The sequence below is a fragment of the Actinomyces sp. AC-20-1 genome (assembly GCF_023369555.1).
Taxonomy (GTDB): domain Bacteria; phylum Actinomycetota; class Actinomycetes; order Actinomycetales; family Actinomycetaceae; genus Actinomyces.
The window spans coordinates 1-23,432 of record NZ_JACJVC010000016.1 but is presented as its reverse complement, the minus strand read 5'-3'; the positions used below and the strand labels follow the sequence as shown (position 1 = coordinate 23,432).

General features: G+C 72.5%; 16 protein-coding genes. 12 read left to right on the top strand and 4 right to left on the bottom strand.

Going from position 1 to position 23,432, the window contains the following annotated elements:
• Positions 1-450 precede the first annotated feature (450 nt).
• The 8 genes from H6X67_RS11900 to uxuA all read left to right on the top strand — a co-directional run bounded on the left by H6X67_RS11900 (position 451) and on the right by uxuA (position 11,766).
• Entirely contained in the window at positions 451-2,910 is a 2,460-nt protein-coding gene (locus H6X67_RS11900) for an HNH endonuclease signature motif containing protein (protein ID WP_283251370.1), read from the top strand.
• A 313-nt stretch (positions 2,911-3,223) separates the two neighbouring features.
• Entirely contained in the window at positions 3,224-4,519 is a 1,296-nt protein-coding gene (locus H6X67_RS09180; RefSeq protein WP_249375223.1) for an MFS transporter, read from the top strand.
• Positions 4,520-4,763: 244 nt separating this feature from the next.
• Positions 4,764-5,606: a sugar phosphate isomerase/epimerase family protein gene (locus tag H6X67_RS09175; RefSeq protein ID WP_249369321.1), complete on the top strand. Its 843-nt coding sequence runs from the start codon at positions 4,764-4,766 to the stop codon at positions 5,604-5,606.
• 9 nt (positions 5,607-5,615) lie between these two features.
• Complete coding sequence (locus H6X67_RS12015) at positions 5,616-6,695, top strand: Gfo/Idh/MocA family protein (RefSeq protein ID WP_249369319.1); 1,080 nt, start codon at positions 5,616-5,618, stop codon at positions 6,693-6,695.
• A 74-nt stretch (positions 6,696-6,769) separates the two neighbouring features.
• Positions 6,770-7,933 (top strand): Gfo/Idh/MocA family protein, encoded by a 1,164-nt coding sequence (locus H6X67_RS09165; protein ID WP_249369318.1) that lies wholly within the window; start codon positions 6,770-6,772, stop codon positions 7,931-7,933.
• A 1-nt stretch (position 7,934) separates the two neighbouring features.
• On the top strand, positions 7,935-8,807 hold the full coding sequence (locus H6X67_RS09160; protein ID WP_249369316.1) for a sugar phosphate isomerase/epimerase family protein: 873 nt from the start codon (positions 7,935-7,937) through the stop codon (positions 8,805-8,807).
• Between the two features lie 269 nt (positions 8,808-9,076).
• Positions 9,077-10,687, top strand: a complete 1,611-nt coding sequence (locus H6X67_RS09155; protein WP_249369314.1) for a mannitol dehydrogenase family protein — start codon at positions 9,077-9,079, stop codon at positions 10,685-10,687.
• On the top strand, positions 10,687-11,766 hold the full coding sequence (uxuA, locus tag H6X67_RS09150) for a mannonate dehydratase (protein WP_249369312.1): 1,080 nt from the start codon (positions 10,687-10,689) through the stop codon (positions 11,764-11,766). The genes H6X67_RS09155 and uxuA overlap by 1 nt, the downstream gene beginning before the upstream one ends.
• Positions 11,767-11,898: 132 nt before the next feature.
• On the opposite strand, the gene uxaC is transcribed toward uxuA, so the two are convergent.
• Genes uxaC through uidA form a run of 3 tightly spaced genes read right to left on the bottom strand, consistent with a single transcriptional unit; the run spans position 11,899 to position 16,258 of the window.
• The gene (gene uxaC, locus H6X67_RS09145; RefSeq protein ID WP_249369310.1) at positions 11,899-13,323 is read right to left on the bottom strand and encodes a glucuronate isomerase; all 1,425 of its coding nucleotides are present in this window, start codon (positions 13,321-13,323) and stop codon (positions 11,899-11,901) included.
• Positions 13,324-13,355: 32 nt separating this feature from the next.
• Complete coding sequence (locus tag H6X67_RS09140; protein WP_249375222.1) at positions 13,356-14,411, bottom strand: LacI family DNA-binding transcriptional regulator; 1,056 nt, start codon at positions 14,409-14,411, stop codon at positions 13,356-13,358.
• Positions 14,412-14,449: 38 nt separating this feature from the next.
• The gene (uidA, locus tag H6X67_RS09135) at positions 14,450-16,258 is read right to left on the bottom strand and encodes a beta-glucuronidase (RefSeq protein WP_249367998.1); all 1,809 of its coding nucleotides are present in this window, start codon (positions 16,256-16,258) and stop codon (positions 14,450-14,452) included.
• A gap of 301 nt (positions 16,259-16,559) precedes the next feature.
• On the opposite strand from uidA, the gene H6X67_RS09130 reads away from it, so the two are divergent.
• Positions 16,560-18,005, top strand: coding sequence for an MFS transporter (locus H6X67_RS09130; protein WP_249368000.1), 1,446 nt, complete (start codon positions 16,560-16,562; stop codon positions 18,003-18,005).
• Positions 18,006-18,072: 67 nt separating this feature from the next.
• Here H6X67_RS09130 and H6X67_RS09125 read toward each other — a convergent pair whose 3' ends face one another.
• Positions 18,073-20,427, bottom strand: a complete 2,355-nt coding sequence (locus H6X67_RS09125) for a 6-phosphofructokinase (RefSeq protein WP_283251369.1) — start codon at positions 20,425-20,427, stop codon at positions 18,073-18,075.
• 297 nt (positions 20,428-20,724) lie between these two features.
• Here H6X67_RS09125 and sucC point away from each other — a divergent pair, with 297 nt between their 5' ends.
• The 3 genes from sucC to H6X67_RS09110 form a co-directional block, all read left to right on the top strand.
• The gene (gene sucC / locus H6X67_RS09120; RefSeq protein WP_249368002.1) at positions 20,725-21,933 is read left to right on the top strand and encodes an ADP-forming succinate--CoA ligase subunit beta; all 1,209 of its coding nucleotides are present in this window, start codon (positions 20,725-20,727) and stop codon (positions 21,931-21,933) included.
• Positions 21,934-21,936: 3 nt separating this feature from the next.
• The gene (sucD, locus tag H6X67_RS09115; protein WP_249368004.1) at positions 21,937-22,887 is read left to right on the top strand and encodes a succinate--CoA ligase subunit alpha; all 951 of its coding nucleotides are present in this window, start codon (positions 21,937-21,939) and stop codon (positions 22,885-22,887) included.
• Positions 22,884-23,432: cell division protein PerM (locus H6X67_RS09110; RefSeq protein ID WP_249435512.1), on the top strand; the 549-nt coding region annotated here is incomplete at its 3' end. The genes sucD and H6X67_RS09110, both read left to right, overlap by 4 nt.

Here is a 23,432-nt window from a genome sequence, read left to right as displayed (position 1 = left end):
TCGCCCGGCTTTCGCGACCCTCTCGACCGTCTTGGTTCTCGTGACGCCCTGCTGGACCGGTTGTCGGCCATGGCTCCGGGCGGGGACCTCGCCGTCGTGCTGGAGGAGGTTCTGTCCCACCTGCTCGTCGCGGAGGATGACGCTGACTCCTGGCCGGCTGCGGGTGGTGGTGTCTCGGTCCCCTCCCGTGGGGTCGAGGGCGCCGCCGGCGCGCAGACCTCTCAGGGGGCTGCCGGTGCGTCGAGTGCTGAGGGTGCTGTTGGGGCGCCGGCCTCCGAGGGCGCTGTTCGCGTGCCGTCGTCCGGTGGGGCCCCGGCCGGCGGCCGGGGCGGGCGCCCGCAGGATCCGCGTCAGACCGCCTTTCCTCCTCATCTTCTCGACCCTGCGGAGCGGTCCCTGCTGGATGCCGCTGCCGGTCAGCGCCTGGACGCGGCTGGTGGTGGGGCTGCCATGGTGGCTGCTCTGGGGGCCGAGGCTGTGGGCGAGCTGCTTGCTGCGGCCTCGCGGCTTCGGGCCTGGGCGGGCTGGGCCGAGGCGGTGCTCGCGGCGCTGCTGGCGCGCACCGCCGACATGTCCACTCGGGCGGACGAGTGGAGCGCCGCTGCGCCCCGTCCCAGCCGCGACGAGCGCGTCTTCAACGCCTCTAGTGAGATCGCCTGCCGGTTGGGTGTCTCGCGCACCCGTGCCGGCCAGGTCATTGAGCGGGGTGAGGCTCTTCTGGGCGGCCCGCTTGCTCCTGTTGAGCGCCTGCACCGTGCTGGGTTGGTCGATGAGGCCAAGGCTGGGCTCGTGGTCCGTCGGCTCAGGGGCGAGGATCCTGGTGTCGCCCGCGTGGTCCAGGAGCAGGTGCTGCCGGGTGCGCCGCACCGCACCCACTCGCAGCTGGCCAAGGACCTGGACCGGGCGCTGGCCGTCCTGGACCCCGAGGGGGCCGGCGAACGCCGCCGGAGGAACAGCGCGGGGCGCCGGGTCAGCCGTCCGCGTCCTGCTGGTGAGGGCGTGAGTCAGATGAGCCTGCTGCTGCCTACGCCGGACGCGTTCCTCATCGACGCCACGCTCGACGCCGTGGCCGCCAGTGCTCGGGCCATGGGGGACCAGCGGAGCCTGGGCCAGCTGCGTGCCGACGCGCTCACCGGCATGACCCTGGCCGCGCTGCGCGGCAGCCAGGCCGCCGCAGCACGGGCTGTGGCGCAGTCCGCTGCGCAGCCCGCGACTCTCTCGGGCGCCGCGGGCGCAGTGAGAGACGCGAGCACTGCCGAGGTCACGAGCACTGTCGAGGCCCCGAGTGCAGCGGGTATGTCGGCCACTTCGAGAGCACCGGGTGCCGCGGCCGCGGTGGATCCGGCGGGTGCTGTGGACGTGGCCTGCGCGGTCGACGCGGCGGGTGCTGTGGACGTGGCCTGCGCGGTCGACGCGGCGGGTGCTGCGCGCCCGTCTGGTACTGCGAGCGCCGCGGCCGCTCCAACCGCAGCTGTTGGAACGGGTCTGGCGGAACGTCTGGATGCTGTGGGCGCCGCGAGCAGTGCGGACGCCGTGGGGGCTGTGGGCGCAGTGGGTGCTCTGAATGGCGCGGATGTCGTGGACGGTGCGGATGTGGTGAGCTCTGCTGGCGTGCGGGACGGCACCTGCCGCCAGCCCGAGCTGCTGCCCGATGGGGTGCCCCTGACTCGGTTGCTGGCCTCGCTCAGTGGTCTGGTGGGCTCAACCAGTGCGTGGTGGAGCCCGTCGGGCCACGAGCCCGTCTTCCCGCCGCCGGGCCTGAGTGTCCAGGTCGACGTCACCGTTCCCCTCGACCACCTCGTCGACCTGCTCGACACGCCTGCTCCCGCCGACCCTGGCAGCAGTGCGCCCGGCAGCCCCGCCGCCCCGGCCGTGCTGGCCCACACAGGGGCGCCGACCGTCTTGGTCGCCGAGGCGGCGCCGCCTGCCCTGAGGACTGTCGCCCCGGCCGCACCGGACGCTCCGGCAGGTCCCGCCGCCCCAGATGCTCCGGACGTGCTGGCCGGTCCCGCCTCCCCGGCCGCGCCCGCAGCCCAGGTCGCCACCCTCACGGTGGGCGGGCGCACCGCACCCGTCCCGGCCGCCGTCGCTCGTGCGCTGGCCGCCGGGGGGACGTGGCGGCGGCTGGTCACCGACCCGCTCAGTGGCACGGTCCTCGACGTCGGCCGTACCCGCTACCGGCCCCCGGCCGCCTTGGCCGACCTCGTGCGTGCCCGCGACGTCTCGTGCACCCACCCCGGGTGCCAGGTGTCCGCCGGGCGGTGCGATATCGACCATGTGCGGGCCTGGGGCGAGGGAGGCACCACCAGCCTGGACAACCTCACCACCCTGTGCGAGGCCCACCACCGCCTCAAGCACACCCCCGGCTGGGCGCTGACCCGCACCTCCGAGGGTGCCCTGACCTGGCGCACTCCCACCGGGGCGCGTTACGAGCGCCGCCCGGACGGCAGCGTGCGCCGTCTGCCCCAGCGCGTCGGCCCCAGGGGTGCCACCCGTCCCGGTGGGCGGGTGCCCGCGTGGCTCGAGCGGGCGCTGACCGCGCCCGTCATCGCCCGGCTCGAGAAAGGGCTTGAGCTCGCCGCCGCGGCCGATGCCCCTGTCCCGCTCCGGCCCCGGGCCCAGGCCCAGGCCCAGGCTCGGGCGTGGGACCGGGCTCAGCCCCAGGCCCAGGCTCGGGCGTGGGGCCGGGCTCAGCCCCAGGATCAGGCCCAGTCCCGGGCGCGGGTGCAGGGCCGGGACCGGCCCCGCGCGCAGACCCAGGCTCGGGCGCCGATAGAGAGGCGGCCGGTGCTCGAGACCTACGGCCCGCGCCCCGGTGAGAGCGCCGGAGCCTTCGAGTCCGTCCCCTACGACCGGGCCCTGCACGCCCTGGGCCTCGCACCCCTGCTCGACGAGGTCCCGCCCTTCTGAGCGTGCCCCGTCCCTGCCTCCGGGGCGGGGTGGGCCGGCGAGGTGGCCCCGGCCGGACCCGGTGCAGCCGACGCCGCACACCTCGTGCCGCCCCGCGGGCCGGAGCGTGCCGGCCCGGTGCCTGGCGGTGGACCGTGCGGCAGGCCAGACCGAGGGGGCTAGTCCAGCGTGCTGGCCCAGGGCGCTGGCCGAGGGCGTCGGGCGGGCGGGGCCGGAGAGCAGAACCAGCGACACGCTATCGAGTAACTAGTAAGTAGCGTGTGTAGGCTGGCTCTCAGCCACGACAGCCCCACGAGAGCACCCGAGGACCTCAATGACGAGCAGCACCACGAGCGCGCACCCCGCCCCGACCCGCCCCCTGAGCAGCTGGACCGCCGCCCGTCGCTCCACCTACGGGGCCTTCGTCGTCCAGGCCATCGTCAACAACCTCGCCCCGCTGCTCTTCGTCGTCTTCCACGAGCGCCTGGGCATCGACGTCGCCCAGCTCGGGCTGCTCGCCTCCCTCAACTTCGCCGTCCAGCTCGTCACCGACGCCGTCTGCGTCCGCCTCGTCGACCGCGTCGGCTACCGGCCCCTCATGGTCCTGGCCCACGTCCTGGCCGCCAGCGGCCTGCTCCTGCTCGCCCTCCTGCCGCCCCTGCTCGGCGCCCCCTTCGCCGGCCTGTGCCTGGCCGCCACCGTCTACGCCGTCGGAGGCGGGCTCACCGAGGTCCTCGCCAGCCCCATCATCGAGCACATGCCCGCCGAGCCCGGACGCTCCAAGGAGTCCGGCATGGCCCTGCTGCACTCCTTCTACTGCTGGGGACAGCTCGCCGTCGTCCTGGGCACCACCGCACTGCTCGCCGTCGTCGGCCCTGAGCACTGGTGGCTCCTTCCCGCCCTGTGGGCCCTCGTCCCCGCCCTCAACGGCCTCATCCTCACCCGCGTGCCCATGCCGGACACCGTCCCCGACGAGCAGCGCACGAGCCTGCGCTCCCTCCTCGGCGCCCCCGCCTTCCTCCTCGCCCTGGCCCTCATGGCGCTCGGCGGCGCGAGCGAGCTGACGATGAGCCAGTGGTCGAGCTTCTTCGCCCAGCAGGGCACGGGCGTGAGCAAGGAGGTTGGCGACCTGCTCGGCCCCGGCCTGCTCGCCCTGCTCATGGCCATCGCCCGCACCGCCTACGGCGTGCTCGGGGACCGCGTGCCGCTGCGCCCCACCCTCGTCGTCTGCGGCCTGGGCGCCACCGCCTGCTACCTCCTCGCCGCCACCTCCCCGGTCAGCACGGTGACCCTGCTGGCCTGTGCCGCCACCGGCCTCTTCGTCGCCCTCATGTGGCCGGGCGCCACCTCGCTGACCGCCGCCCGCTTCCCCGCCGGGGGCGGCGCCATGTTCGCCGTCATCGCCCTCTTCGGCGACGCCGGCGCCACCCTCGGCCCCGCCGGTGCCGGCAGCCTGGCCGCCTCCGCCACCAATGGCAGCCTGCTCTCCTCGCTCGCCGCGCTCCTGCCCCAGGACTCCGGCACCGGTCTGCGCCCCGCCCTGCTCGTGTGCGCCGTCATCCCGCTGCTCTACTCCCTCGCCGTCCTCGCCCTCAGACCCGGGAAGACACCAGAGACCACCACCCGCTGAGCCGGCACGGGGCCCACCAGGGCCCGCCTCGTCGACCGGTCTCGGTGGCAACAATCGGAAACTCCCCGGCCGGACGTGGCGGACGCCATAGCCTCGAGGAACCGAACGAGGACCGCCACCGCAGCCGGGACGAGCAGGGGACAGCACGGACGGGCACCGTCGAGCGCACGCCGTCACCCCCGCAGCCGACTGCCAGGTGTCTCCACGACGCGGACGACTCCAGGTGAAAGGACACCGAGAACCCATGTGGACCCTGACCGGCTTCGCCGACGAGATCAGCCCCGACCTCGACGAGCAGATCGCCCTCCTGAGCACCCTCGGCGTCCGCCACCTCGAGCTGCGCTCCGTGGAGATGACCAAGGTCCTCGATCTCAGCCAGGACCAGCTCGAGCAGGTCAAGGCCAGGCTCGACGCCGCCGGCATCGCCCTGTCCAGCATCGGCAGCGACCTGGGCAAGATCCTCGTCACCGACCCCTTCGAGGAGCACCTCGAGCGCACCCGCCACGCCGTCGAGGTCGCCCGCCTCCTCGGCGCCCCCTACATCCGCGTCTTCTCCTTCTTCATCCCCGAGGGCGAGGACCCCGCCCAGTACCGCGACGAGGTCCTGCGCCGCACCCGTGCCATGGTCGAGGTCGCCGAGGGCAGCGGCGTCGTCCTGCTCCACGAGAACGAGAAGGACATCTACGGCGACGTCCCCAGCCGCGTCGCCGACCTCCTGAGCACCATCGACTCGCCCTCCTACCGCGCCGCCTTCGACCCCGCCAACTACGTCCAGTGCGGCGTGCGCCCCGTGGACGAGGCCTGGCCCCTCGTCAAGGACCGCACCGTCTACATCCACTGCAAGGACGCCAAGTTCCCCACCGGTGCCGACGACCTCGGTGAGGTCACCCCCTGCGGTGAGGGCGACGGCCAGTGGCCCGAGCTCGTCCGGGTGCTCAAGGACAGCGGCTACAGGGGCTTCTTCTCCCTCGAGCCGCACCTGGGGGACTTCGACGCCTACGGCGCCCTGTCCGGCCCCGAGGGCTGGACCCGCGCCCACACCGCCCTGCTCTCGCTCTTCACCGCCGTCGGCGTCGAGGCCGTCTGAGGCTCGCCCGTGAGCAGCACGAGCCTCACCGCTACCGCCCCCCGGCGCGCCGCCGTCGTCGGCTGCGGGGATGTCGCCGCGATCCACCTCCAGGCCATCACCGACATCGAGGGCATCGAGCTCGTCGGCCTGTGCGACACGGACCCCGACGCCCTGGCCGCGGCGGTCGAGGCCCACGGGGCGCCCGGCTACCGCGACCTCACCGAGCTCATCGAGGCCGCCCGCCCCGACGTCATCCACGTCACCACCCCGCACGACGCCCACGTCGACGCCACCCTCACCGCCCTTGAGGCCGGCATCCACGTCATCCAGGAGAAGCCCGTCGCCCACGAGCTCGACGAGGCCCAGCGGCTCGTCGACGCCGTCGCCCGCCTCCAGGCCGAGGCCGCCGCCGCGGGACGCACCGCCCCCAAGATCGGCATCTGCCTGCAGAACCGCTACAATGTCTCCTCCGTCGAGCTCAAGCGCCTGCTGGCCTCCGGCGCCCTCGGCACCGTCCGCGGCGCCTACGCCACCGTCGCCTGGTCTCGCAGCGAGGGCTACTACCCGTCCAAGCCCTGGCGCGGGCAGTGGGCCCGCTCGGGCGGGGGCCTGCTCATGAACCAGGCGCCCCACACCCTCGACCTCATCCAGTGGCTGCTCGGCGACGTCGTCGGCGTCCAGGGCCATGTCTCGACCGACAAGTTCGCGGGCGTCAGCGAGGTCGAGGACACCGCCTACGCGCGCTTCACCCACGCCGACGGCACCACCACCTGCTTCTACGGCACCGTCAACCTCTCCACCCACCGCCCGGTCGAGATCGAGCTCGACTGCGAGAAGGCCTACGTCACCCTGCGCGACGGGCTCGAGGTCCGCTGGGCCGACGGGCGCACCGAGCGCCACGAGGAGCGCCGGGCCGCCAGCTCCGGACGCTCCTACTGGGGCGTGAGCCACGAGCTGCTCATCCGGGACTTCTACAACCGCCTCGACGAGGCCGAGCCCTTCTGGATCTCGCCGCGTGAGGCCACCCGCTGCCTGGCCATGGCCAAGGCCGTCTACCGGGCCTCGGCGGGCACCCCCGCACCCACAGCCACCCCCATCAGCGTCTGAGGGCCGCGGGGGAGCACCACCCGCTGCCACACCCACCAACCACCGACAACCACACACGTACCCCAAGGAGACCCATGTCCGACAACATCAGGCTCGGCATCATCGGCCTCGGCGCCGAGGGCGGCATGTACGCCGGCTTCATCGCCTCCGGCCGCGTCCCCGGCATGGAGATCGGCGCCATCTGTGACATCCTGCCGGAGAAGAAGGAGGCCGCCGACGGCTACGGCGTCCCCTTCTACACCGACTACCGGCAGATGGTGACCTCCGGCGACGTCGACGCCGTCGTCACCACCGTCCCCCACTACCTGCACCCCGAGGTCGGCGTCTACGCCCTCGAGCACGGCGTCCACGCCCTGGTCGAGAAGCCCGTCGGCGTCTACACCAAGCAGGCCAAGGAGCTCATCAGCTACGCCGCCACCCGGCCCGAGCTCACCTTCGGCGTCTTCTTCAACCAGCGCACCAACCCTCTCTACCAGGACCTGCGCCGTCTCATCGCCTCCGGCGAGCTCGGCGCCCTCAAGCACACCACCTGGACCATCACCACCTGGTGGCGCCCCCAGGGCTACTACGACCAGTCCGCCTGGCGCGCCACCTGGGGCGGCGAGGGTGGCGGCGTCCTCGTCAACCAGGCCCCCCACCAGCTCGACCTGTGGCAGTGGGTGTGCGGCGTGCCCCGCTCCGTCTTCGCCAAGTGCCAGTACGGCTTCCGCCGCGACATCGCCGTCGAGGACGAGGTCAACGCCCTGGTCGACTTCGGCGACGGCGCCACCGGCTCCTTCATCACCTGCACCAACGACATCGCGGGCACCGACCGCCTCGAGATCCTGTGCGACAAGGGCAAGGTCGTCGTCGAGGACTCCCAGACGGTCACCATCACCCGCCTCAACGAGGACGAGCGGACCCTGTCCGCCGGCATGAGCATGGAGGACGTCAAGAACCTCTTCACCGGAGCGCTCGACCCCACCACCCTCATGACCACCGAGACCAAGGACTACGGCTCGGTGTGGGGCGAGCAGCACTGCGAGGTGCTGCGCAACTTCGCCGCGGCCGTGCGCGGCGAGGAGGAGCTGCTGGCCCCCGGCGCCGACGGCATCCACGGCGTGCGCCTGGCCAACGCCATCCACCTGTCCTCCTGGACCGGCCAGGAGGTGTCCATCGAGGACTTCGACGAGGACACCTACCTCACCCTGCTCAACGAGCGCATCGCCGCCGAGGGAGCCTTCGAGGAGCGTGCCTGAGATGACTGCCACCACCACGCGGACCACGCCGGTCCTCGGCGTCCAGATGATGATGCTCAAGGACCAGGTCGCCGAGCAGGGCATGTACGCCGTCCTCGAGCGCCTGGCAGCCCTGGACCTCCACGCCGTCGAGGTCTCCCAGATCCCCATGACCGAGGCCAACGTCGCTGACCTCGAGCGTGCCCGGGGCGAGCTCGGCATCGAGGTCGCCGCCCTGTCCACGGGGCTGCGCCACCAGGAGGGACGGGACCTCCACACCCTCGATGAGGACTTCGACACGCTCGTCGCCCACTGCCGGCGCCTGGGCTGCCGCTTCCTGCGCATCGGCATGATGGACTTCTCCGCCATGGTCTCCAAGGAGGCCACCGAGGCCTGGGCCGCCGAGGCCAACGGCTACGCCTCCCGGCTCAAGGTCGAGGGCATCACGCTGTGCTACCACAACCACCACGTGGACCTGCACAAGTTCGACGGCGAGCGGATCTTCGACATCGTGCGCCGCGTGGCCCCGGACCTGCACTTCGAGGTCGACCTGCACTGGGTCCAGCGCGGGGGCATGGCGCCGCTCGACATGCTCGCCCAGTACGCGGGCGTGTGCCGTCTCATCCACGTCAAGGACTACCGGGTCACCGAGCTGCCGGCCGAGGCCCTGGAGCTCATGGAGCAGGGGCGCTTCCTCGAGGGCTACGAGAAGTTCGTCAACATCATCGAGTTCGCCGAGGTCGGTGCGGGCAACATGAACTGGCCGGCCCTGCTGCCCGCCGCCGCCGAGGCGGGAGCCGAGTTCTACCTCATCGAGCAGGACCTCACCTACGGGCGCGACCCCTTCGACTGCATCCGGGACTCGCGCGAGTACCTGAGGTCGATCGGCTACTGAGCCCACCCGACGACGGCCCGGCCGCCCTGCGCACCAGGACGGCCGGGCCGTCGCCGTCGTGGGACCACCGGGGCCGGGCCGCACCGGTGAGGAGGCAGGGGACGACGGCGGAGACGGTGGCAACATCTGTCAACACGGCCGGCCCCGCACCCCGCGGTGCCACGCTTGAGCCGTTCCTCACAGGCCCGACGACGTGCCCGCCACGCGTGAGGCCCCAGCCACGAGAGGCCCCGGAACAGCCGCACCCACCAACGAGGACGAGACCAGGCATGAAGCTCACCATCGACGGGATCAGGGACACCGCCGCCTACGCCGCGGCCGGCATCACGCTGCCCGCCTTCGACGTCACCGCCATGCAGGAGCGCGGCCGGACCGACCCCCGCTGGCTGCACGTCGGCCCCGGCAACATCTTCCGCGTCTTCCTCGCCCGCATCGCCGACGACATGCTCTCCGACGGCCGCCACTGGCCCGTCACCGCCGTCGCCCCCATGGGTCCGGACGAGCTCGACACCCAGCTCGGCGCCCACGACTACCTCAGCCTGGGCGTCACCCTCAACCCGGACGGCACCCGCGACCAGCGCGTCATCGCCGGCATGAGCGAGGGCCTGGCCACCCGCCGCCCCGAGGACCACGCCCGCCTCCTGGACCTCATCAAGGACCCCCGGGTCACCCTCGTGTCCTTCACCATCACGGAGAAGGGCTACGCCGTCCACGACTCCACCGGGGCCCTGTCCGACGACGTGCGCCGGGCCACCGCCTCCGACCCGCGCGCCTACCAGCCGCACACGATGGCTCTCATCGCCTCGGTGCTGCTGCACCGCTTCGAGCACGGCGGCGCCCCCCTGACCCTCATGAGCTGCGACAACTTCAGCCACAACGGGGACAAGCTGCGCGACTCCGTCCTCACCGTCGCCCAGGGCTGGGAGGAGGCCGGCAGCGTCAGCGCCGCCTTCGTCAACTGGCTCGCCGACCGCAGCCAGGTCGCCTTCCCCATCACCGTCATCGACAAGATCACCCCCCGCCCCAACGCCTCCATCGCCGCCGACCTGCTCGCCGTCGGCGTCGAGGACGCCGGCATCACCACGGTCGGCCGCACCGCGGTCGCCGGCTTCGTCAACACCGAGCCCACCGAGTACCTCATCATCGAGGACTCCTTCGCCGCCGAGCGCCCGCCCTTCGAGCGCTACGGCGCCCACGTCGTGGCCCGCGAGGTCTGCGACGAGTTCGAGAACATGAAGGTCACCACCTGCCTCAACCCCCTGCACACGGCCCTGGCCGTGGCCGGCGTGCTCCTGCGCATGCCGACCATTGACGCCGAGATGCGCGACGACGCCCTCAGGGCCCTCGTCACCCGGCTGGGGTGGGTGGAGGGCCTGCCCGTGGTCTCCGACCCCGGCGTCGTCGACCCCGCCGACTTCCTCACCGAGGTCCTCGAGGTCCGCTTCACCAACCCCTACCTGCCCGACGACCCCGCCCGCATCGCCATGGACACCTCCCAGAAGATGCCCATCCGCTTCGGTGAGACCCTCAAGCGCTACCGCGAGCGCGGCCTCGACATGGGCTGCCTGCAGGCCATCCCGCTCGTCATCGCCCTGTGGTGCCGCTACCTCATGGGCGTCGCCGACGACGGCGCCCCCTTCGAGCCCGCACCGGACCCGCTCTACGACGAGCTGCACGCGCACGTCGCCGGGGTCGGCCTCTCCGGGCCGCTGACCCCCGAGCAGGCCCGTGAGGTCCTGCACCCCATCCTGTCCAACGCCGCCCTCTTCGCCCTCGACCTCACCGGCACCCCGCTGGCGGCCAAGGTCGAGTCCTACTTCACCCGGCTCGTGGCCGGCCCCGGCGCCGTCCGCACCACTCTCGACAAGGAGCTCCTCTGATGAACATGACCTTCCGCTGGTACGGAGAGGGATTCGACCCGATCCCGTTGCAGCACATCAAGCAGATCCCCGGCATGACCGGCATCATGGGCGTCCTGTCGGACAAGGCGGCCGGAGAGGTCTGGGGCGCCGAGGAGATCGGCGCGCTCGTCAGCCAGGTCAACGCGGCCGGACTCGACTGCGAGGTCATCGAGTCCGTCAACGTCCACGAGGACATCAAGATGGGCCTGCCCACGCGCGACGAGTACATCCGCAGCTACTGCACGACGCTGGAGAACCTGGCCGAGCACGGCATCAAGGTCGTCATCTACAACTTCATGCCGGTCTTCGACTGGCTGCGCACCGAGCTGGCCCACGTCAACGAGGACGGCTCCACCTGCCTCTACTACGACCACGCCGAGGTCGAGGGCATGACCCCGCGCGAGATCGTCGAGCGCACCGCCCGCGACTCGAACGGCCTGACCCTGCCCGGCTGGGAGCCCGAGCGCCTGGGCCACCTCGACGAGGTCATGGAGCGCTACCAGGGCATCACCCGCGAGCAGATGCGCGACAACTACCGCTACTTCCTCGAGGGCATCATCCCCACCTGCGAGAGGGTCGGCATCCGCATGGCCGTCCACCCCGACGACCCCGCCTGGGACCTCTTCGGCCTGCCGCGCATCTGCAACACCCGCGACGACCTCGACCGTATCGTGCGCATGGTGGACTCCGAGGCCAACTCCCTGTGCGTGTGCTCCGGCTCGCTGGGCTCCAACCCGGACAACGACGTGCCCGCGATCTTCCGCGAGTTCGGTGAGCGCGGCCGCATCGCCGCGGCCCACGTGCGCAACGTCAAGTACCTGGGCGACAAGCACTTCCAGGAGGCGCCGCACGTCTCCGCCACCGGGGACCTCGACATGGCCGCCATCATCGAGGCGATCCACGACACCTGCCCGGACGTTTACGTGCGCCCCGACCACGGCCGCATGATCTGGGGCGAGACGGGCCGGCCCGGCTACCCGCTCTACGACCGCGCCCTGGGCGCCACCTACCTCACCGGCCTGTTCGAGGCCACCGCCAAGCTCAAGGCCCGCGCCTGAGCGTGGCACCGGCCGGTGGCTCGCCCCCTCACCTCACCCCGGCCACCGGCCCCGAGAGCACGGGGAGGGCGCCCGCCATGACGGCGGGCGCCCTCCCCGTCTCGTGTGCGCGCCCCGGGGCGCGCACACCGCTCAGAGCTTGAAGGCCTCGCGCGGGATGGCGTCGACCAGGTCCGCGCTGATGCGCAGCGCGTCCTCCATCTCGACGCGGCCCTCGGCCACGAGCCGCGCCAGGAAGGCCGAGTCGCAGCGCCGGGCGATGTCGTGGCGCGCCGGGATCGAGCAGAAGGCGCGCGTGTCGTCGATGAAGCCGCTCGTCTTGTACAGCGTCGCGTAGCCCGTCGAGGCGGCGCGGAAGCGCAGGATCGCGTCCGGCTCGTCGATGAACCACCACGGCACCCCCACGTACACGCTGCGGTACCAGCCGGCCAGCGGCGCGAGCTCACGCGAGTACAGGGTCTCGTCCATCGTGATCGGGATGAGGTGGAAGCCCTCGTGGTTGCCGTAGGCCTCCAGCAGCGGCTGCAGCGCGCGCGTGAGCTCGGTGGCCATCGGGATGTCGCCGCCCACGTCCGCACCGTAGCGCTCGAAGGTGCGCGTGTCGTGGTTGCGGTACACGGCCGGGTGCAGCGTCATGACCAGGCCGTCCTCGCAGGCCAGGCGGGCCTGGTCGTTGACCATGTGGCGGCGCAGGCGGTCGCCGTCGCCGGAGTCGATCGTGCCCGCCAGGGCGCGCGCGTACAGGACCTCGGCCTCGGCGTCCGGCAGGCGCTCGGTGCCGGCGTCACGGTGCGAGTGGTCCGAGGACACGGCCCCGTTGCTGACGAAGAAGGCGCGACGCCGACGCATCGCCTCGACGTGCCCGGCGTAGGTGGACACGTCGGCCCCGCTGACCTCGCCCAGCCGCTCCGTCAGCGCCCTGAAACCCGGTCGGGCCGGCTCGAGGTAGGCGTCGGGGCGGAAGGTGGGCACGACCCTGCCCGTCCACGTCGGGTCCTCGGCGAGCACGCGGTGCGAGGCCAGGTCCGAGCAGGGGTCGTCCGTCGTCGCCAGCACGGCGATGTTGAAGCGCTCGTAGAGGGAGCGCGCGGAGAACCCGGGCGTGTGGATCGCGGCGTCGATGGCGTCGTAGATCTCGTCGGAGGTCTCGGCCGAGGGGCGCACCCGGATGCCGAAGACCTCGTGGAGCTCGTGGGTGAACCAGGAGCGCACCGGCGTGCCCGCCAGCTTGTCCCAGCTCTCGCACAGGCGGCTGAAGGCGCGGCGTGACTGCTCGGGCGTGCGCTCGGTGCCCACCGGCACACCCATCTCCTCCAGCTCGACCCCCGCCAGGGAGTGCAGCAGGCGGTTCGTGTAGTGGTCCGGGGTGAGCAGCAGGCTCGTCGGGTCGGCGAAGGTGATGTCCTGAGCCAGCCACTCGGGCGGGACATGGCCGTGGGGCGAGACGATCGGAGCCTTCTCGACCGTGGCGAGGAGCTCACGGGCGATGGCGCGGGTGGTCGGGTCGGCCGGCAGGAGCCGGTCGGGGTCGAGCGTGAGCGGTCGGGGGTCCGTCATGGGGTGTCTCCTTGTGCGGGGGCGGTGGTCGGTCAGGAGCCGGGGGAGGGGGCGAGGAGCGCCGGCGGGTGCCCCGGGGCGGGACCGACGCTCTGGCGGTGCTTGAGGCTCATTTCGAGCAGCGTCACCAGGGGCTGGGCCTGCGAGCGGTGGCGCAGGAAGCCGACCATCGCCGTCGACGCCGAGGAGCCCAGCGTGCGCGAGCCGGTCGCCAGGGAGGTCAGCCCCGGGTCCGTGAGCGAGGACAGGCCCGCGTTGTCGATGCCGACGACGGACACGTCCCCCGGCACGTCGAGCCCTCGGGCCATGGCGGCCTTCATGAAGCCGATGGCGAGGATGTCGTTGTAGCCGACGACGACGGAGGTCGGGCCGGCGGCCCAGGCGTCCACCGAGCGCACCCCGCCCATGACGGTGGGCGGGAAGGGGCCGATGCGGTGGGCGCGGATGCCGGCCGCCCGGCAGGCGGCCCCAAGGGCCTCCCAGCGGGCGCCGTTGGCCCACGAGCCGGTGGGGCCGGCCACGTAGGTCAGGCTCGTGTGGCCCAGCGGCGCGAGGTGGTCGACGAGCAGGCGCATGCCCTGCTGGGAGTCCGGCAGGATCGAGGTGACGCCCGGGACCTGCCGGTTGAGGGAGACGACGGGCACCACCCGGTCGAGCTGCTGGATGGTCGCGCTCGTCATGCGCGAGGCGGACAGGACGATGCCGTCGATGAGGTGCAGGACCCGCTCGATGGCGGCCTTCTCCTCAGCGGCGTTCTCACGGGAGTCGAGCAGCAGGACGGTGTAGCCGTTGGCGGCGGCGTGCTCCTGCAGGCCGATCATGAGCTGGGTGAAGTAGGGGTTGCCGACGTCGGCGATGACGAGGGCGATGACGTAGGTCTCCTCCGCGCCCGCCTCCACGCGCCGCGGTGCCGTGCGCTTGTAGCCCAGGCGGTCGGCCGCCTCGTGGATGCGCCTGGCGGTCTCGGTGGACACCCGTCCGGGGCGAGAGAGGGCGCGCGAGACGGTGGAGGGGGCGACCCCGGCCGCCTCGGCGATGTCGTAGATCGTGACGGTCTTGCGACGCGGCCGGGTGCCGGCGTCGTCCATTGGTCCTCCTGGGGTGGGTGGGTGCGGGAACGGCGTGCTCAGCAGCCCTGCTGCTCGCGCATGGCCAGCCAGCGCCGGCGCACCTCGTAGGCGACGGCCTTCGGGCTGCGGTCGCGTGCGAACATGCCCTTCTTGTTGCCTCCCACCCGGTTGATGCCGGTGGAGGTCTGGAAGTCGGCGAAGTTCCACATCTGCTCGCCCTGGACGGCGTCGACGTCGTCGAAGACCCGGTGGTACATGGCGAGCATGTCGCGCTGGAAGTCCTCGCTCCACGGGCGTGCCAGCACGTCGCGCAGGCCCAGCATGGTGTCCGCGCCGTACTCGCAGAAGAGGATCGGCTGGCCGGGGGCGTGCTCCACCCAGGCCTCGAGCTCGGCGCGCAGGGCGGCCTCGGCGGCCTCGAGGTCGCCGGTGTCGACGTACCAGCCGTAGTAGCGGTTGACCATGATGACGTCGAAGAGGTCGGTGAGCCGCTCGACGTCGGGGGTGGCGAGCATGAAGTTGACGTAGCCGACAGGCCGGGTGGGGTCGGCCTCGCGGGCGGCGGCGGCCACGGGCGCGAAGTAGTCGTGAGAGGCCTCGGTGGCGGACTCGGGCTCGTTGGCGACCGACCACAGGACGACGCTGGGGTGGTTCTTGTCGCGGGCGATGAGCTCGCGCGTGACGGCGACGTGGACGTCCCGGGTGGCGTCGTTGACGGTTGCGGGGGAGAAGGTGTCGAGCTTCTTGGAGGCGAAGAAGCCGCCGGCGATGCCCGTGTTGAGGCCCACGGCGGGGGTCTCGTCGATGACGACGAGGCCGAGCTCGTCGGCCAGGTCCATGACCTCCTCCGCGTAGGGGTAGTGGGAGGTGCGGAAGGAGTTGGCGCCCTGCCAGCGCATGAGCTCGAAGTCGTGGACCATGAGGACGTCGTCGTGGCCCTTGCCGCGCACGATGTTGTCCTCGTGGCGGCCGTAGCCGCGGAAGTAGAAGGGCTCTCCGTTGATGAGGAAGCGGGAGTCCCTGACCTCGACGGTGCGCACGCCGAAGCGCTGCGGGTAGACGTCGCTCACGCCGTCGGCGGTGGCGGTGACCTCGAGGGTGTAGAGGTGGCCCCGGCCGGGCCGCCACAGGGTGACGTGGGGGATCTCGACGGTGCCGGTGGCGCCCTCGGCCGTGGCGACGACGGTGCCGTCGGCGTCCAGGACGCGCACGCCCACCTCGGCCTCGGCACTGGTGGTCACCGTGTAGCCGACCGTGCCGGTGCGCTCGCCCTCCTCACCCGAGAAGCCGGTGACGACGGTGACGTCGCTGACGTGGACGGCGGGCCGGGTGACGAGGCTGACGCTGCGGTGGATGCCCGCGTAGTTGTAGAAGTCGTGGAAGTACCGCTGGACGGTGCGGCCCTGGCTGGTCCGCCCGAGGTAGCCCGGCGGGATCGTCTGCCAGGACAGGCGGTTGTCGACGGCGACGGTGAGGCGAAAGGTGCCGCCGGGGCGCACGTGCTCGGTGATGTCGGCCTCGAAGGGGAGGTAGCCGCCCGCGTGGGTGGCGACCTCGACGTCGTCGACCCACACGGTGGCGTGGTGGGTGACGGAGCCGAAGCGCAGGACGAGGCGGTCCTCGCCCAGCCGGGAGGGGACCTGGACCTCGCGCTGGTACCAGGCGAGGCCCACGTGGTCGTGGACGGAGACGTCGGTGGTGACGTCGTTGTAGGAGGCCGGCACCGGCATCGGGCGGGGCCCGGGAAGCGGGGCGGCGAACCAGCGCAGGGCCAGGCCCTCGTCCTGGGCGGGGTCGAGCTGGAAGCGCCACACGCCGTCGAGGCTGCGGACGTCGCGTGAGGGGGTCTGGCGGACGGATAGCATTCGGGCTCCTCCTGCGGTGGGGCTCGCGGCGGTGCGAGGCAGGGCCTCATTGTCTCGGGGCCCAGGATGCCTCGAGGCAGTTGCCCGAAGTTGCCACCCGGGCCGCACGAAGGTGCTGACGCCGCGTCATTCCGCCGCGAGCCCGCCGGAAACATATGGCAACAGGAGGGTGCCCCTGGGCGCGTGAGTGAGCCTTAGTCGTCAGCGCAGACGTGGTCGAGGCCACATCTGCAGGCGAGGACGAGTGCGCGAGCCCGTCCCGCCCGCCGCAACGACGCGACCAGACAGGAGACACCACCCCATGTCAGCTTCCCCCGTGACCGCCCCCGGCGTGCTCACCCCCAAGCGGCCCTTCGGGATCCGCGACAAGGTCGGATACATGTTCGGCGACTTCGGCAACGACTTCACCTTCATCCTCCAGGCCGCCTTCTTCATGGTGTTCTTCACCAACGTGGTCGGCATCGACCCCGCCCACGTCGGCACCCTCCTGCTCGTCGCCCGCGTGTGCGACGGCTTCACCGACGTCGGCATGGGTGTGCTGGTCGACCGTCTCCCGCTCAAGGTCCCCGGCACCCGCTTCCGCCGCTGGATCAAGTACATCTGCGTGCCCGTCGCCGTGGCCAGCGTGCTCATGTACATGTCCTTCGTCGCGGACTTCGGCTCCTACGGGCTCAAGGTCGTGTGGATGTGCGCCACCTACTTCCTGTGGGGCTCGGTGACCTACACCGCCATCAACATCCCTTACGGCTCCATGTCCTCCGTCGTGTCCCCCGACCCGGACGACCGCGCCGAGCTGTCCGTGTGGCGCTCCACCGGAGCCACCCTGGCCAACATCGCGATCATGACCGTCCTGCCGCTGGTCGTCTACAAGACCAACGCCGAGGGACAGTCCGTGCTCGACGGCCCCTCGATGACCATGGGCGCCGCGGTCTGCTCCGTCCTCGCCGTCGCCTGCTACCTCGCCTGCTACTTCCTCGTCGAGGAGCGCGTGGACTCCACACCCGCCAAGGGAGAGCAGATGGGCATCGGCTCGATGCTCGCCGCCGTCTTCTCCAACAGGGCCCTGCTCGGCCTCATCGCCGCCGCCCTGCTGCTGCTCGTGTCCATGCTCTTCGGCAACGGCATGCTCAGCTACCTGTTCCTCAACTACTTCGGCAACGGCAAGATCCAGTCGGTGGCCTCCATGGCCTCCCTCGCCCCGACCCTCGCCCTCGTGCTCGTGGCCCCCTGGCTCTCGCGCCGCTTCGGCAAGGCCGAGGTCGGCATCGTCGCCATGAGCGTGGGCGGCGTGCTCATGATCACCGCCTACGTCCTCAAGATCGAGTCCGCCACCACCTGGATCATCTTCTACGCCGTCGCCATGTTCGCCATGGCCTGCTTCAACTTCCTCGTCTGGGCCTTCATCACCGACGTCATCGACTACCAGGAGGTGCGCACCGGTGAGCGCGGCGACGGCACGGTCTACGCCGTCTACTCGTGGTCGCGCAAGCTCGGCCAGGCGCTGGCCGGCGGCCTGACCGGCTGGGCCCTGGGGTGGATCGGCTACGACACCGCGGCCGCCACCGCCGGCCACGCCCAGAGCGGGTCCGTCGTCGACGGCATCTACATGCTCTCCAACCTCGTGCCCGGCATCGGCTACATCCTCGTGGCCCTGGCCATCCTCCTGCTCTACCCGCTCAAGAAGAAGGTCGTCGAGGCCAACAACGCCGTCCTCGCCGAGCGCCGCGCCGCCGCCAAGGTGGCCTGAGCGCCAGCGAGGCTGGACGCGCACGGGCCGGGCCCGGAGGCTGAGACCTCCGGGCCCGGCCCGTTGCTCAGTCGGCCTCGGGGATGAAGGCCGGCAGGGCGCTGAGCGGGATCGGGCCGTCGTTGTCGTTGACCAGGCCGATGGCGTCGCGCATGCTCATCCACCACTGTGACAGCGGACGGCGCTTGTCCAGGTCCAGCTCCTCGTGCATCCGCGCGAGCGGGTGGCTGACGAGCCGGCCCCGCACGAGCCCCACGTAGGAGGCCGCGAAGGTCCCCGACCCGAGCTCGGCCGACAGCAGGCCGAGAGCGTGGTGGACGAGCTTGGTGGCCATGATGCGGTCGAAGGCGGTCGGGTTGCCGCCCTGCTGGATGTGGCCGATGATCGCCTCGCGCACGTCGTAGAGCCCGCGGCCCTCCTCGGCGAAGATCTTCGCCAGCACGTCCGTCGTGTAGTTCTCGCTCGCCTTCTCGTTGCGCACCACGAGGTAGAGCTTGCGGCCCGAGCGGAAGGACTCCACCATCCGCTCGGAGTCCGCGGCCAGCTGCTTGAGCGTGATGCCGTCCTCATTGAGGTAGACGCGCTCGGCGCCCGTGGCGATGCCGCTCATGAGCGTGAGGTAGCCGCAGCGGCGCCCCATGGTCTCGGTGACGAAGCAGCGGTGCGAGGCGGCGGCTGAGAGCTTGATCGCGTCCAGGGCCTGCACCGAGGCGTTGAGCGCCGTGTCCGCCCCGATGCTCAGCTCCGATCCCGGCAGGTTGTTGTCCACGCTGGCCGGCACGCACACGATGGGGATGTTGAAGGCGGGGTAGCGGTCGCGCTCGGTGACGAGCAGGTGGGCGGCGAGGTAGGCGTTGTAGCCGCCGATGACGAGCAGCGCGTCGATCCGGGCGGACTCGATGGCGCGCCCGAGCGCGTAGAGCTGCTCGACGCGCGGGACCTCGCGGCGGGTGCCGAGCTCGGCGCCGCCGTCGCCGACCCAGCCCTCGACGTCGTCCCAGCTGAGCTCATCGACGTTGCCGTCCAGCAGCCCGGGGAAGCCGCCGTGCACGCCGAGCATCGTCATCCCGTGGTCGAGCCCCAGGCGCACGGCCGCACGGGCCGCCGTGTTCATCCCTGGCGCCAGCCCGCCGGCGTGGACGACGGCGACGCGCTTGGCGGTGGCGGGGCCGGTGCCCGTGGGGGCCTCGGACTCGTGGTGGAGCCCGCCCGGGGCGGCGGGGGAGAGCTCCGGCGGGGTGGACATCGTCTCGAAGATCGAGATCATCTCGGCGAAGGAGCCGCCGCGCGAGCGGACCGCCGCCTCGTAGTCCCTCGAGGCCACCAGGTCCTTGATCGCACGGGTGGCCGCCACCTGCTCCATCATCGGCAGGCGGTGGATGCGGTTGTGGTGCTCGGCGATGATGACGGGCTCGGACCCGGTGGTCGCCAGGATGGCCTCGCGGGCCGCCGCGCAGCCCAGCAGCGTGGACATCCACCGGTCGTAGGCCGAGGGCTGGCCACCGCGCTGGACGTGGCCGAGGATCGTCACCCGCGGCGTCTCGCCGGTGCGCTCCTTGATGACCCGGCTGACGTCGTCGGCGGTGATGCGGTTGCCGTCGCGGTCGGTCGCGCCCTCGGCGACGATGACCATGGACTCGCGGCGCCCCGCCTCGCGGCCCTTGGCGAGCTTGAGGCACATGTCGTCCTCCCAGCCCTCGGCGGGCGGCATCTCCGGGATGAGGACGTAGTCGCAGCCCCCGGCGACGGCGCTCATGAGGGCCAGGTAGCCGCAGTGGCGCCCCATGACCTCGACGATGAAGGTGCGCTGGTGGGAGGCGGCCGTGGAGGAGATGTCGTCGATGGCGTCGAGGATGCGGTGCAGGGCGGAGTCCGTGCCGATGGTCATGTCCGCGCCCACGAGGTCGTTGTCGATGGAGCCGACGATGCCGGTGACCATGAGCGCCGGGTGGGCGTCGGCCACCTCCTGGCTCAGGCGGCCCGCGGCGACGAGGTCGGCCAGCAGGCGCGGCCAGTTCGTGCGGAACTCGTCCGTGCCGGTGAGGGAGCCGTCGCCGCCGATGACGACGAGGCGGTCGATGCCGTGGTCGAGCAGGTGCGCCGCGGCGTCCATCTGCCCCTCCCACGTGCGGAACTCGTCCGAGCGGGCGGTGCCGATGACGGTCCCCCCGCGGTGCAGGACCGCGCTGACCGAGTCCCACTCGAGGGGGCGGATCCCGTCGCCGCCGGCGACGGCGCCGGCCCACCCCTCCATGACGGCGTAGGGCTGGGCGCCCATGCGCAGGGCGGCGCGCACGACGGCGCGCACGGCCGCGTTCATGCCCTGGGCGTCACCACCGGAGGTGAGCACGCCGATACGTGCCCTCGCGCCGTCGGGCGTGAGGACGGGGGAGGGGGTCTGCTCGAGGGCGACGGGGCTCATTCGGGCGTCCTTCTGTGAGGGGACAGGTCCGGGCCCCATTGTGGTCGCTCAGTGCCGGGGCGTCACGCGATCGGGGCCGGGCCCGGCCCGCGGCCCCCGGATCGGGACGGTCGTGGGCCCGTCGGCGCGGGCCCCGGGCGGGCGGGGCGGACCAAGGTCCCGGCATTGAGGTGTCTCGCCCCGTTCTGCCAGGTGCCTGCCAGGCGCTCGCGCTACCCTCGGCGCACCAGCCGGGCTCACCACGAGGTGGGCCGCACCGCCCGACGACGGGCTCAACCGGGAAGGACTCCACGCTCGATGGACCTGTACGAGTACCAGGCCAGGGACCTCCTCCAACGTCACGGCGTGCCCGTGCTCCACGGAGAGGTCGCCGCGGACCCCCTGGCCGCCGAGGAGACCGCCCAGCGGCTGCTGACCGACCAGTGCCCGCTCGTCGTCGTCAAGGCCCAGGTCCGCACCGGTGGGCGGGGCAAGGCCGGCGGCGTGCGCCTGGCCCGCACCCCCGCCCAGGCCCGCGAGGCGGCCGAGGCCATCCTCGGCATGGACATCAAGGGCCACACCGTCCACCGGGTCCTCGTCACCGAGGGCGCCGACATCGCCCAGGAGCTCTACGCCTCCTTCCTCCTCGACCGCGCCGAGCGCCGCTGGCTGGCCCTGTGCTCCACCGAGGGCGGCATGGACATCGAGACCCTCGCCAAGGAGCGGCCCGAGGCCCTGGCTCGCGTCGGCATCGACCCGCTCGAGGGCGTCACGCCCGAGGCCGCCGCCCGCATCACCGCCGCCGCCGGGATCGCCGAGCCCCTGGCCGACCGCGTCGCCGAGGTCCTCGTCCTGCTGTGGCAGGCCCTCGTGGCCGAGGACGCCACCCTCGTCGAGATCAACCCCCTCGCCGTCACCCCCGACGGCACCGTCCTCGCCCTCGACGCCAAGGTCAGTCTCGACGACAACGCCGCCTTCCGCCACGAGGCGGTCCCCGACGCGCACGAGGGCGACGGCGCCGACCCCCTCGAGGCCCGCGCCCACGCCCTCGGCCTCAACTACGTGCGCCTTGAGGGCGAGGTCGGCGTGCTGGGCAACGGCGCCGGCCTGGTGATGTCCACCCTCGACGTCGTCGCCGGAGCCGGCACCCGCCACGGCGGCGTGCGCCCCGCCAACTTCCTCGACCTGGGAGGCGGCTCCTCCACCGAGGCGATGGCCACGGGCCTCGAGCTCGTCGCCTCCGACCCCCAGGTGCGCGCCGTCCTCGTCAACGTCTTCGGCGGCATCACCTCCTGCGACACCGTCGCCGGAGGCGTCATCGCCGCGGTCGAGCGCCTGGGGGGCCTCGACAAGCCCGTCGTCGTCCGCCTGGACGGCAACCGCGCCGAGGACGGGCGCCGCATGCTCGCCCAGGCCGCCCTGCCCGGCGTCACCGTCGTCGACACCATGGACGGGGCCGCCGACGTCGTCGCCCGCCTCGCGCACGAGGCCACCGCCCCCCGCACCGACACCCCACAGGAGGCCTGAGCCATGAGCATCTTCCTCACCGAGGACGACCTCGTCATCGTCCAGGGCATGACCGGCTCCGAGGGCCGTCGCCACACCCGCCGCATGCTCGGCGCCGGCACCCGCGTCGTCGCCGGCGTCAACCCCCGCAAGGCCGGCACCACCGTCGCCTTCGACGTCGAGCCCCTGGGGCCCGGCGCCGCGGGCGTGGCCGCCGGCACCGTCGAGGTCCCCGTCCATGGCACGGTCGCCGAGGCCCGCGCCGCCACCGGCGCCCGGGTCTCCGTCGTCTTCGTGCCCCCCGCCCACGTGCGCGCCGCCGTCACCGAGGCCGTCGACGCGGGCATGCGCCTGGTCGTCATCATCACCGAGGGCGTGCCCGTCGCGGACGCCACCTGGGCCATCGCCTACGCCACCGCCCACGGCACCCGCGTCATCGGCCCCAACTGCCCCGGCATCATCTCCCCGGGACGCTCCAACGTCGGCATCACACCACCGGACATCACCGGCCCCGGCCCCGTCGGCCTCGTGTCCAAGTCCGGCACCCTGACCTACCAGCTCATGCACGAGCTGGGCGACATCGGCTTCACCACCTGCATCGGCATCGGCGGGGACCCGGTCGTCGGCACCACCCACATCGACGCGCTCGCGGCCTTCGAGGCCGACGAGGACACGCGCCTGGTCGTCATGATCGGTGAGATCGGCGGCGACGCGGAGGAGCGGGCGGCCGCCTACATCGCCTCCTCCATGACCAAGCCGGTCGTCGCCTACGTGGCCGGCTTCACCGCCCCCGAGGGCCGGACGATGGGCCACGCCGGCGCCATCGTCTCCGGCTCCTCGGGCACCGCTGAGGCCAAGAAGACCGCCCTGGAGGCCGTCGGCGTGCGCGTGGGGCGCACCCCCTCGGCCACGGCCGCGATCGCCCGCGACCTGCTGCGCGGCCTCGACGGCGGGCCCGACGGCGGCGAGGAGTGAGCACCACCCGCCCCCTGCCGCGCACCCTCCTGCCCCGCGACTGGCCCTTCGCCGTGCGCACCGGGCTCGAGGCGGCCCTGGGAGGGTGGGTCGTCGCCGTCGTGCCCACCCTGGCGGTCTTCGTGGCCACCTCCTCCCTGGACGCCGCCGCAGTGCTGTCCGTGGGCGGTGCCGTGCGCACGGGCACGGCCCTGTGGAGCCTGGCCCTGGGCGGCTCCTACGGCGCGGCGGACGGTCCCGACGGCGTCCTCGGCCTGCCGCTGCTGGGCCTGAGCCTCGTCGTCGTCCTCCTGGCCCGCTCGGCCGTGCGCCGCTCCCGGCTGCTGGGAACGGCCTCCGCCGCCTGCGCCGTGGCGACCAGCGCCCTGGCCACCGCGCTCCTGCTCGTCCTGGCCACCCCCGCGGGCTCGCGCACGTGGCCGACAGCGCTCGTCCTGCCCGCCCTCGTGGCGCTCCTGGCCGCCGCCGACCTCCAGCGGCGCGGCGCCGGGTCCGCGGCCCTGGCCGGCTGGTGGGCGCGCCGGCCCGCCTGGGCGGACCCGACC